Genomic DNA, 12,627 nt, shown 5'->3' on the forward strand with positions numbered 1-12,627 from the left:
TTAGAGAAATCAAATAAAACAGAAATAACTGTCCATCAATATTCTCCAATTAAAGTTAAAGGTTATATTGATAAATAGTAAGAATTCAATGTTATTTTTTAGTTATGGGAAGATTACTACTATTGAGAGGATTACCGGGTTCAGGTAAAACAACATTAGCGGAATCCTTAGGAGGTTCTATTGAAGCAGATGATTTTATGTTGAATGAGAAAGGAGAATACGAGTTCAACCCATCTCAGCTCAGTAATGCACATAAAAAGTGTAAGGAAATGACAGAGTACTGTATGCGAAGAGGACAAGAGTTAGTGATTGTTTCGAATACTTTTACAACTGAGGATGAAATGATTCCGTATTTCGAATTAGCAGAAAAGTACCAATATATCGTTAGTACACTGATTGTCGAAAACAGACATGGTAGTCGATCTACACATAACGTCCCTCGTCAAAAAATGGATGAAATGGCCAAGAGATTTGATATACTTTTATAGTAATATAGCTCTCTTAAATATCATATCTTACATAAAATTGAAATCGTTGGGCATGCCCTTTTTGGCCGTCTTTATTGAAACGTTGCCCTTGTACATAACTCCCACCAACACGCATTCTATCAAATGGGAACCAGAAACCATTTAAGCTATTGTAATAACTTTTTTCGAAGGTTTCTCCGGGTTGAAAATCGGCATTGTCTATCCATGAAAACCCTGAAACAATATTCATCATAAACTTCTTTGTGAAGTAATGTTCCAATGCGATATATCCACCCATACTCAATGGAATATACAATTCACCGTTGGGGTTGGGTACTGCATCTAACTGATAATTAGAGAAGGCAGAAACATATCTTGTGATCCCTTTTCCACCTAAAGCTTGCCAATAGATATGGTTGTTTTTATTGTATAAATTAAGGTTGACTTTTCCACTTACCATCATACCAAATCCAGGTTTTGTTACGATGTCTTCATTCATGTTATAACTAGATATAAAACGAAGAATTGAGGCAATTTGCAATGAAGAATGACGTAAAACAAACTTGTATCTTCCTGCAAAATCAGGGTACTTCTGTCTTCTGTCGATGGCGATGGAGTCTGTAAATGTCCTTGTTGGTGTTTCTATACTTACACCGAATTCATTTTCTGTATTACCAATTTTCTTTTCATATCTGATTAATCCTTGTCTTGTCGAAGAACCTGTACTTGGTCCTTCATTATCGACAGTTAATGGGGTAGTCGCAAGATCATTAAAAGTGGACCAAGTTTGTCCTACAGTTAAATATCCGTAGCTAACATAAGCATGTCGAAGCCTCATGTAATTTATTCCTGTTCCGCCTCCTGCAAAATCACCTTCTACATAGAAACGAATAAACCCTTCTTTGGTCTTGATACGAGAGGACATACCTATTCTTGATTGCCTTGCATCTAAGTGAAATCCGGGTTGTTTGGTACTGGCATCTCCCACAGGGATATTATAGGGAGCAAATCCTCCAACTCCTGTTAATCCGTTAAAGTCATATAATCCATTTAATTTTACATAACCACGAATTCCAAGTAGAGTAGTAGCTTTTTCTAAGTCTTGAGGGTGCTTATTATCAACAATTTTAGTGGAATCCACTTTTAGAAGTTTCGCTACTTGGATCACTTCATTGTGATGTTGCTCAACGACAACAGTATCTCTTTGGTGAAAAATAGGTTCAATATCAGCGATAATGACACCTTCTGTTTCTTCAATCTTGAGTATATTTTCACTGCTATCATGCAATACAATATTTCCCCAAAAGGGTAATGCTCCATCTCTGTAGGCCCAAAAACCGTGTTCACCTTTTTTTAATGATAAACGTACTGCTTCGTAAGCTTTTAAAGGATAGGGAATAAGGTCGATCTCAACAATAATGGACTCTCCGGTTTCATTTTCTATTCTTACCGAAGCTCCATCTCTATTTTCTGACCTTTTATTGGTGGTGTCTTCAAGTGTTGCTTTAGCTAGAGTATCAATTAATGTGATATCATTTTTATATACATATCCTCTTTTTCCTGAGATGTAATCCCAAGTTCTAATATAAGTTTCGGCAGAGTCTAAAGGCAAAGTAAGAATATCTCTTCCTTTTTCTAACCTCAGTAATGCAGGGCTATCGATGTAGGTAGATCCTTTTAAGTAGGTTGTGCGATCCACAGATGTTCGCATCCACTGTGCTTCAGCAACAAAGCTCAATAGGATTAGAAATAAAGTGAATATATTAGAAAGTGATCGCATAAATCGAAAGATCAATAAAGTATTACAAAGTTAGATGTCGTATCTGATGTACATTTGAAAACGAGAAGCATAACCTCTTTCATTATCCTTGTTTCTCCTCACACCATAAATGTAGCCAAGCCCCAATTGCATTCTATCAAAAGCAAACCAATAGCTATTGAAACTACCATAATAACTGCTTTGGTAGGCATTATCTTCTTGCCAATTGGCTGTTTCTAACCATGTAACTCCTGCAGTAATATTACTAAATAGCTTTTTTGACCAATGATGTTCCAAAGAGAAATACCCACCTGCAGTCTGAGGAATAAATATATTTCCTTCTGGACTAAAAAATGCATCAAAATTATAGTTTCTAAACCCTCTGACATATCGACTAATCCCTTTTCCATAAATCCCTTGGAAATACAAGATGTTATCTTCATTGTCAGTGAGGTATTGTTTTCCACTGAGATTGATACCGTAGCCGACCTCACTGCTTACATTATCATTTTTATTGGTGTAAGAAAGCAATCGAAACAATCCAGAAACTTGTAGGTGTCCATCAGCATAAGTCCATTTGTATCTTGAAACCACATCAGGAGCTAGTTGCCTTTGATCGATTGCTACAGAATCGGTAAATAAGATAGTTGGACTCTCTACAGCAACCGCAAAAACATTTTGGTTGTCACCTACTTTCTTTTCATATCTGATCATTCCTTGTCGGATAGCCACACTACTATTTGGGCCTTCTCGATCTACTGTTAAAGGAAGTGCTTCTAAGTTCGAGAAAGTCGTCCATGTTTGTCCTACTGTAAGGTATCCGTATTCTGCATAGGCTTGTCGTAACCGGAAATACATTTGACTGGTATTTCCTCCTGCAAAATCACCTTCAATATATAAATTGAGGTATCCCGTTTTTGCTTTTACTTTTGATGAGAATCCTAGTCTTGACTGTCTGGCCCCCATATAAAACCCTCTATCTTGTGTGTTCCTAACATCACCCACAGGTATTTCTACAGGGACAAAACGATCCACATCAGAAAGCCCATTAAAGTCAAATATTGAATTGAGTTTTACGTATCCTCTCAACCCTACAGTAGACTTTGCTTTTTCCAGATCTTGAGGGTGTTTGTTGGTAACAATTCTTGCGGTATCAATTTTTACTTTAGGAGTGATATTTACCGTATCGACATGATGAAATTCCATCCGAACGGTATCTTGCATGCTATAGATTGGTTTTAATTCACTTATTAAAACATCTTCTTCGTTCGCAATCTTCAAAACATATTCAGCACTGTCTGCTAAACCAAGGTTTCCCCAAAAAGGGAAAGCACCATCCTTACTAATCCATATGCCATGATCTCCACTTTTTAGTCTTAGAGTGATCTCTTGATAAGGCATTAAAGCATAAGGAACTTGATCTATTTCAACATGTACATCTTGCTTTTCAGTATTTTCAATATGCAGCGTAGTACCACCTCTTTTTAATGAACCTTTCACTTCTAAGTTGGTGAGGTCTCCCTTAACCAAGGTATCAATAAGAGTGATATACTTATTGTAAGCATAGCCTCTTTTACCCGTTTGGTAGTCCCAGATACGTATATAGACATCATCTTTACTAATTGGAAGGGCTAAAAGACCGCGACCTTTTTCCATAGACATAATGATTCTGCTGTCTTTATCGGCATAATCTCTTAGGTAGACGTCCTGATTTACCTCAGCTCTCATCCATTGTGCATTAGTTTGCAGTGTAGAAAGAAAAAATAGTAAAAAGAGTAATGTATAGTTCTTAAAATCAAATGTCATTGATAACGAGAGTCTTTCTCAGAATAGAATATTAAACTTGAAGAAGTTTCAATTAAAAATACTTCATTTTCTTTAGAAATAGAAAATTTGATGGTTGTTACTATGTAAAGGAGGTAGTATATTCGCAAAACATAAAAATATGGCTCCATAGTACAACGGATGAGTACGTAAGCTTCCGGCGCTTAAGATCTGGGTTCGATTCCCGGTGGGGCTACATTTCACACCTTACTAAAACTGATTAAAATAAGACGATTCTTAATCAGTTTTTTTATATTCAAGCTCAATTACTAATTTGATTAGGCACTCATCATTTTCTTTAATATAACTACATTAAATGCTTACTCTTCTTCAAAAAATTGGACAAAAGATAACGATTGATCAAGCACTGGAATTACGAATAAAAGAAGATTTTGTAAAGATTGAAACTCAAAAGTCTGAGATTTTATTGGAGGCAAACCAGAGAGCAAAGTATCTGTATTATGTGGAGAAAGGTGTTTTGCACAACTTCTATTATCATGATGGTAGACAAGTAAGTTCGTGGTTTTATATCGAAGATATGTTTATTACGTCATGGTATAGCTTCTATACACAGCAGCCGAGTTTTGAAAATATTGAAAGTTTGGAAGATTGCACTTTATATAGAATTAGCTATGAAGATTACCAAAAACTAATTTATGATTTTCCCACTTTTGGGAATTTTGCAAGGCTATTGTCAGAAGAAATCTTGTCAATTTTGGATCAGTTTTCTAAGAGTTGGTCATTTTTATCTGCAAAAGAGAAATATGAGATTTTAGAAGAGTACTTTCCAAAAATAGAACAGCGTATTAAATTAGGTCATATTGCCTCCTTCTTAGGTATATCACAAGAGACGCTAAGTAGGATTAGAGCAGGAAAATAAGATTTTGATCTATATCAAAAGACGTCCCAAAAGATTACTAGACATTTGTAGTTGAACATCAATTAAAACTATGAATCTAAATAAAATTATCATCTCTTCAGCTTCATTGCTTTTTATCATTATCGCTGCATGTAAAAGCGTTGAAACTTCATCTATTGATCCCGATATATCGATAGATGATATATCCTATAATGGTACGATAAAGCAAATTATTAATAGCAACTGTATTGTATGTCATTCCGGTAAGCGACCTTCAGGAAACTTGTATCTAACCAATTATGAAAATGTGGTCAATGCAGTAAAGACAAGAGACCTTGTGAAACGCATTAATAATGAAGCTGATCCCATGCCAACAACGGGGTTAATCGAAAAGGAAGAACGGTTAGCTATTCAACGTTGGGCAGAGAATGGTTTTCAATTAGAAATTACAGATGCTGAGAAGGCACTAAATACTATTGATACTACCTCAACAGCTTTTGTTGCACCAGATTTACAAGCAATTAATATTGATGTAGAAGGGTTTGACTTTCTAGAAAAGATGCAAGGGCATTGGGTAGGAAAAATACATCTTTTAGGCAGGGATATTCCATGGTTTGCTTTTGATTTTAGAGCAATAAATAGTTCACAAGTTCATGGACTTTTTGAAGGAGGAAGTATGGGTAACTTATTCAATACTTTCTTTGTCGCAAAGTATAAAGGCGTAAAAACAATTATGCTTAGAAATGGAGGAATTTTAGGAGGAATCTATCGAACAAGTTATTTTGTATTAACTGAAGTGGATAATAACGAGTATGTCTTTGTTGATGCTTATGGAGGAAAACAGATTATGTGGGTAAAAATCTCCTTTACTAAGGATACCATGAAGATGTTAACGTATACTAGCAAAATGGGATTAAAATCTCCAAGCAAGCACATTGAATTTGAAGGGAAAAGGGAACATCAGGATTTGGCAAAAGATGCAGCTGCTAAATATAATTTTCCAAGTAAAGAGGTAGTGAAAAAGTTTCCAACAGGAATGCCTTTACAGGATTGGGGAGAAGCTTATCCTATCGTTACATCTGCTAGTTATATGATGGAAAACGAAAACTTTGATTACGCTTTATTGGGTGAAATGGCTGGAGATCCTATACAAATTTCGGATATAAAAAACATCGCATCTTTACAGCTAAAATTTAAAAGAAAAGACCTTAGTGCTGATAAAAATATTCAGGTGTATTTATCTAGAGTTCCGTTGACAAATAAGGATGGTTCGTTCAAATCTGCTTATGGGTATATTGAACAAACTGTTATGGATGAAGTACTCCTTTTCCCTGAAATTGATTATAGAGATCAGGAGTTCACTCTTACATATCTGCACCAAGGTAAATGTTATATCACTTTTGTGGTAGATAACAACGAAGATATGGTACCAAGCTCTGGAGACTATTATAGTGTGAGTAAAGAATTAAATCTTTCAGGCGCTTCTGTATTAAAAGTAAATAACATCACTAAAACTATCCAATAACATGCAACCCAATCATTTTATTTTTGCTGACTTATCGACGTATAATCCCAATAAGTCAATGGAATTCTATGCCTCTATTTTCAACTGGAAATTCAAAAACGAATATGATTACCAAACTGCCTATTTAGGGAACCAGCCTGTGATAGGGTTATATGAAACACCAGAGAAGTTTAAACAATTAAAGATGCCTCATTTTTGGATGTCTTATATCCAAGTAAATGATGTTGAAAAGACGGTATCTTTAGCTAGAACGTTAGGAGGAATTATTGAACTAGAACAAGAGTTGGATTATTTTGGTAAAGTGGCCTTAATTCGGGATCCACAGGGAGCAGGTTTTACAGTTTATGAAGGAAATTATTTAGTGAATACTCGGACTAAGGCTAAAGAAAATACATTGGTATGGAATGATTTGCATGTCTCAGATGCGAAAAAAGTTCTTCCTTTTTATCAAGGTATTTTTAATTGGCAACTTCATAAAATTAGTGATGATACTTACCATATTTTTGATGATAAGGAAAGACATATTGCTGATATATTGGAAGTACCCAACTTCTACAAAGGGAAGTACGAGTATTGGGTATGTACTTTTGGGGTAAGAAGTCTGTCTAAAGTGAAACAACAGGTATTAGATCAAGGGGGAACAATAATCCACACCGAAGATCATAGAGTATTAGTAAGTGATGATTCAGGCGAAGCTTTTTTCTATTTGAAAGAGGTGTAGATCTATAATAATCGTGTTTTTTTCTTTCATACAATTGGAAATGTGTTTTAGTTTAAGGTTTCTTTTCTTTCTTAACAATACACAATATTCTATTTAATGTTAACCCACTATTTTTATTATTGTCTATTAATTAAGTTGTTATAGGCTTCATAACAATTTTGTCAATAATTAAACAAATAGATATTATTTATTAAAATATTCGTATTGCATTAATAATATCAATTTATTTAATTGAGAATACTATTGTCTAAACTTATACTAATATTTGATATAGTATTGCTTTATTTTACCCTACATGGATAATTCTTTTATTATCTAATTGAGCAATACTATTTATTACCTTATGGAAATTAAACAAATTACCCTAGAAAATGAGAATGTAAATACAATGAGTGACATTAATCAAAAAGATGTCATTGTACATAGTTGTACTTTACAAAGCCTTTTGAATTGTAGAAGTAAGCCTTTAATAATAAACGGTTATTCATTAAATGGTCAACTTACTATTCCTGAATATCAAAGACCATATGTATGGAAGGAAAAACAGCTTAATAAGTTACTACAGGATTTTATTGATTATCAGAAAAATGAAGATGTAAATAAGCCTTTTTATTACCTAGGAAGTATTATTTTACATCATGATAAAGCTTCCGAGCAACTTAATATAATAGATGGGCAGCAAAGAATTACGACTTCATTATTAATACAGAAATTAGTCTCACAGAATTTTAAAAGTAATATTCAATATTCTTCAGGAATAAGTATTGATAATATTAAAAGAAACTTATCCTACTTAAAAGCTATTAAGAATAGTGATATTTTTGAATTTAAAGAGTATCCACAATTATTAGAAAGTATCGATTTTAATCAAGTTAATGTTACTTTAATTATTACTTCGACAGAAGATCTTGCATATACATTTTTTGAAACTCAAAATACAGGAGGTGTTCGACTTTCGGGTAGTGATATTATTAAAGCACATCATCTAAGAGCATTACCAACAAATAAGTTAGTTAATTATCAAGCTAAAAGATGGGAATCTATAGATACTAGTAGAGTTGATAAAATTATAGAACTTCTTACTAAAGTTAGGTTTTGGGATAATAGAAAATGGAGAACCTATCCATTCTACAGGGATAAAAAAGGAATAAAAGAGACACTAATTGATGAGTTTACCATAAATACCTCAAAAAATAACGAAGATGTATCTTATTATTATAGTGCTGTCAAAAATGATTTAGGTAGAAGTTTCCAATTGCATGAAAGTGAATATAAACAATTAAAACAGCCACTTTCAGATGGAAATAATTCATTGGATTTCATTATCGATTATGTTAGACTTTACCAGAAGTTGTTTTTGGATACAACAGATCATCGAATACCTGATGAGTTCTATGACTTTAGAGATAAGGTACTTCATGGAATTCATGGTACCCTGTTTTTAAAAGAATTATTTGAAATAGCAGTAATATGTTATGTGAGTAGATTTGGATATTATAGAATTTTTGAGGCATCATTATGGTTATATCGAGCCATTTATTCAAAAAGAGTATCAAGTAATAGAAATGTTAGAGAAGATAGTATTTATAAGTTTGTATTTGATAATCAATTTATTGATAACATTATAGAAGTTTTTACCCCAGATGAATTATTCCTTTTTTTAAAGAAGTTTACTTACAATTTTAATAAAGAAAATACAGGGAAAAATCAGTCGAAAGCCAAGCACATTCATACATTAAGAAACTATTTCGATCAGAAAATTAATAATATCGATTATTACTCTGAAAATCATAGAGATTTTGATAAACATTTAATTGAAGGAATAATTGATAAAATCAATAAGCAATAAAAATGAGCAACGAAAAAATATTTAATACCCAAGTTGTAAGTCTATCTGATTTAAGAGATTATACATTTGTAATTCCTACTTATCAAAGACCTTACGTATGGCAAGATGAACAAATAAAAAAGTTATTAGATGATTTTTATTTATCATTAATAAATAATGAATCAGTCTATTATGTAAGTACTATTTTAACTAAGGAAGAAAGTAATGTAGCAGAGTTAATTGATGGTCAACAACGTTTTACGTCTTTATGGTTAATTGCATTTTCATTTCAATCATTGGGTATCAAAACACAATTAACTGATTTCATCATGAAAGGAGATCAATTAAAACTCAATTTTGAAATTAGAGATGAAGTAAAAGATTACCTAGAGTTTCTTATTGACCGTAAAGTGGATAGTAGACATAAGAATCAAGAGCATATTGATAGCCAACCTTATTTAAAAAATATTGCAAGACGACTAGTTTTTATTAAAAGTTATCTAGAACAGAAGTTAAAGCAAGAGAATAAACAAAAGCTAATTGAATTTGGAGATTTTATTTACAATAAGGTATTCTTGGTTAAAAATAAAACACCTTTGTCGACAGATCTAAATAAACTCTTTTCTACAATAAATAGTGCTGGTGTTCAATTAGAACAAACTGATATAATTAAAGCAAATTTATTAAAGCGATTAGATGATAAAGTACTTTATAGTAAGATTTGGGAATCATGTGAAAATATGAATGATTTCTTTGAAAGAAATGTAAGAAGATCTTTTCCTACTTCGAACTGGGAAGAACTTGTGAATTTTGAGAACTATATGAGCTTTAATAAAGATATTTTTAAGTATGAAATTGATACTGTTGATTCCCAATCAGTATCAATTTTTACTATTGAAGATTTACAGGAGGTTGAAATATACAATATTGAACAAAGTAATAATGTTGATGAGAAGAAAAGAACATCAGAAGAGGTGTATTGTAGATCAATAATTAATTTTGGACAATTGTTATTACATACTTACCGGATCTATTTATTTCGAAATAACAAAGAAGACTTTACTCAGACTTTTCATATTTCTAACATAATAGAAATTTTCAAAGAACTAGAGCAATCACCAACTGAAGAAATAAAAAGTTTTTTTTTACTTCTTTGGGATGTAAGATATATGTTTGACAAGTATATCATTAAATGGTTATCTGATAGTAATACGAAGCAAGAAACCCTTGAAATTGTGAATATAAACCTAAATAGTGAAGGGTATTATACTAGAACTAAGTACGAAAAATCTAATGCATTAATGCTTCAAAGTGTATTGTATTTTACAGGTGATTACCTTAGACAGTATTGGTTAACTAGTTATCTCTATTACCTATTAGAAAAACATGATAACTTACCAGGAAATAGTGAAGTGCATTCCAAGAGTTTAGAATCAATGGATAATATTCTTTCACTAAACGATGATTTGACAGATAAGGAGTTGACTAGAAAATTGATGTCAGATACAGAAATTAATTTAAATGTTAATTTAGAAGTAGAGCTTAAAAAAGCAAAAGGAACCGGATTTAAACATTATTGGTTTCAAAAGTTAGAGTATGTCTTATGGAAAAATTGGGATAAAAATAACGACCATAAATTCTATAACTTCCGTATTTCTTCTAAAAACTCAGTAGAACATATTTATCCTCAGAATCCTGAAAATAGATTAGAGCATCCTATTATTTCTGATATTATTCTGCATGGGTTTGGTAATTTAACTTTATTGAGTGTTGCTCAAAATTCAGAGTACAGTAATAAATCCGTTAGTGTCAAAAAGTCGATTTTCAAAGAAAAGAGTGAACAATACGACTCTTTAAAATCATTTCATATTTTTAGTTATGATGAATGGAATGAAGCTTCTATAAAAGACCATGAAGAAAAAATGATAAGATTATTATCGGATCATTATCAAAATAAATAATAAAAACTCCCCATACCCTTTATATTTTACATAAAAGGGAAGGGGAGTTATTCAACTTTATTCCATGGGAAATGAACCTAAATTACAATGGCAGTAATGCTTTGTTTGGGTAGTGTGATTTTCTTCGTTTCTCCTTGAAGGTGGATTCTAAAAGTAGAATCATTGTTGTCTGTATTCTGTATTAAAATTTTGATATTTCCGTCTTTGTCTTTTACCGTAATCATTGGCTTTTGACTATTCGAAGCTATACGAACATCTCCTGGCTTGATAAAATGACTGATGATATACATCGCATTATAGTCCGGATTGTATTGTATCGTCTTTTTTTCTCGATCGATATTTATTAGTGAGTTTTGTGGCCATTCCCAACCACTCTCAGTTGTTTCGTTGAGAATCATATTCCAATAGCAAAAATTACTTACACCACTATTGATATATTGGGCAACTTCCTCTAAACGATGCTTTGCTTCATCTGTACTATTTTTACCATTATAACAATGTCCTTCGGTATGAAACATCTTAAGCTGTGGTTTCATCTTAATGGCATCTGTGATGATAAAGGGAGAAGTATATTGAATACCCACACCTTCAAATTGGTCTACTTTTTCTAAAGTCAAAAGCTCAATTAAATCTAACTTTTCTGCCGTTCTAAAAGTACCAGCGTACACCTTAGTCGATATTTTTTCTTTCTTAAATAAAGGTAGAATATGGTCTGTAGTAAGCTCTAGCATTTGTGATGGAGACATCACACAACTAGGGTATTTTGTATTGGCATCATTTTCATTCTGCACACACATTCTATCAATAAAGATCCCTTCATTTTGATATTCCTGTAAGTACTTTGCAAAGTATCTGGCGTAAGCTTCATAGATTTTTTTATCTGCTTTTAGTGCGTTTTCTTGTTCTGTTAAGCCAGTAATAGAATTATTGATTTTCATCCATGCAGGAGGACTCCAAGGGGAAGCAAATAGGGTTAAATTAGGGTTGATTTTGAAAGCAGCTTTGAGATAAGGTAGAACATATTTCTGATCTCTTTCGATAGAAAATTCCTTCATTTTATAATCACCGTCCTTATTGGAGTAGCTATAAGCATCTAAACCAAAATCACTAGAGCCAATTGCGGTACGGCAAAAAGTAAATCCTGCTTTATCAGAAGCAAAAAGCTGATCGATCACAACGTCTTGTTGCGTTTTGCTTAAGCTTAGTAATGCTTCTCCCCCAATTTCATTAAAAGCCCCACCAATACCTTCTATCACTTGATATTCAATTTCGGGGTATAAAGTAATTTCATGTCCCCATTTTACCTTTTGATCTTTTACTTCAACCGCTAATTCTTTTAGAGGTGATGCCTCACCTTTCTCTAGAGTAACATACTGAACTTTTAATTGAGAAAGGTCCTGAGCGAATACAAAGTTTGATGCTAATAAGAAACTAATTAGAAGGAGACGTAAATAATTCATTTTGATCTTTCATTGATATTTTGTGAATGATCCTCGAATGTATTTAAAAAGTGAAAACTGAATGGGGAAATAATTTTTTATCAATTAGTAGGAAGAATTTCTCCCCATATTTTCATAGGATTTCTTTCAATCCAAGGTTTATCACACCTTTTGATAAGATACTTTATGAAAGATGAAAAATGTGTTGATTCTATCCGTTCAATAAGTTTATTTTTGTGAAGGA

Annotated in this window: 9 protein-coding genes and 1 tRNA gene; 7 read left to right on the plus strand and 3 right to left on the minus strand. The window is 32.4% G+C overall.

From position 1 onward, the window contains the following. The first annotated feature begins 104 nt into the window (after nucleotides 1-104). On the plus strand, nucleotides 105-488 hold the full coding sequence (locus HGP29_RS01230; protein ID WP_168880487.1) for an AAA family ATPase: 384 nt from the start codon (nucleotides 105-107) through the stop codon (nucleotides 486-488). Nucleotides 489-501: 13 nt separating this feature from the next. On the opposite strand, the gene HGP29_RS01235 is transcribed toward HGP29_RS01230, so the two are convergent. Together HGP29_RS01235 and HGP29_RS01240 are read right to left on the minus strand one after the other, a co-directional pair. Further along, nucleotides 502-2,247 (minus strand): DcaP family trimeric outer membrane transporter, encoded by a 1,746-nt coding sequence (locus tag HGP29_RS01235; RefSeq protein ID WP_168880488.1) that lies wholly within the window; start codon nucleotides 2,245-2,247, stop codon nucleotides 502-504. Nucleotides 2,248-2,277: 30 nt separating this feature from the next. Further along, on the minus strand, nucleotides 2,278-4,032 hold the full coding sequence (locus tag HGP29_RS01240; protein WP_168880489.1) for a DcaP family trimeric outer membrane transporter: 1,755 nt from the start codon (nucleotides 4,030-4,032) through the stop codon (nucleotides 2,278-2,280). A 141-nt stretch (nucleotides 4,033-4,173) separates the two neighbouring features. Between HGP29_RS01240 and HGP29_RS01245 the strand changes: the two genes are divergently transcribed. The 6 genes from HGP29_RS01245 to HGP29_RS01270 all read left to right on the plus strand — a co-directional run bounded on the left by HGP29_RS01245 (nucleotide 4,174) and on the right by HGP29_RS01270 (nucleotide 10,944). Then, nucleotides 4,174-4,246: transfer RNA gene (locus HGP29_RS01245), tRNA-Arg, on the plus strand. A gap of 120 nt (nucleotides 4,247-4,366) precedes the next feature. Continuing rightward, entirely contained in the window at nucleotides 4,367-4,930 is a 564-nt protein-coding gene (locus tag HGP29_RS01250) for a Crp/Fnr family transcriptional regulator (protein ID WP_168880490.1), read from the plus strand. 70 nt (nucleotides 4,931-5,000) lie between these two features. Further along, nucleotides 5,001-6,434 (plus strand): hypothetical protein, encoded by a 1,434-nt coding sequence (locus HGP29_RS01255; RefSeq protein ID WP_168880491.1) that lies wholly within the window; start codon nucleotides 5,001-5,003, stop codon nucleotides 6,432-6,434. Nucleotide 6,435: 1 nt separating this feature from the next. Further along, nucleotides 6,436-7,155 (plus strand): VOC family protein, encoded by a 720-nt coding sequence (locus tag HGP29_RS01260; protein ID WP_168880492.1) that lies wholly within the window; start codon nucleotides 6,436-6,438, stop codon nucleotides 7,153-7,155. A 343-nt stretch (nucleotides 7,156-7,498) separates the two neighbouring features. Further along, complete coding sequence (locus tag HGP29_RS01265; RefSeq protein WP_168880493.1) at nucleotides 7,499-9,004, plus strand: DUF262 domain-containing protein; 1,506 nt, start codon at nucleotides 7,499-7,501, stop codon at nucleotides 9,002-9,004. A gap of 2 nt (nucleotides 9,005-9,006) precedes the next feature. Then, complete coding sequence (locus tag HGP29_RS01270) at nucleotides 9,007-10,944, plus strand: DUF262 domain-containing protein (RefSeq protein ID WP_168880494.1); 1,938 nt, start codon at nucleotides 9,007-9,009, stop codon at nucleotides 10,942-10,944. A 77-nt stretch (nucleotides 10,945-11,021) separates the two neighbouring features. On the opposite strand, the gene HGP29_RS01275 is transcribed toward HGP29_RS01270, so the two are convergent. Then, a complete protein-coding gene (locus HGP29_RS01275) occupies nucleotides 11,022-12,404 on the minus strand; it encodes a glycoside hydrolase family 30 protein (RefSeq protein WP_168880495.1) in 1,383 nt (460 codons plus the stop codon). Nucleotides 12,405-12,627: the final 223 nt, after the last annotated feature.

This window comes from Flammeovirga agarivorans (assembly GCF_012641475.1).
Taxonomy (GTDB): domain Bacteria; phylum Bacteroidota; class Bacteroidia; order Cytophagales; family Flammeovirgaceae; genus Flammeovirga; species Flammeovirga agarivorans.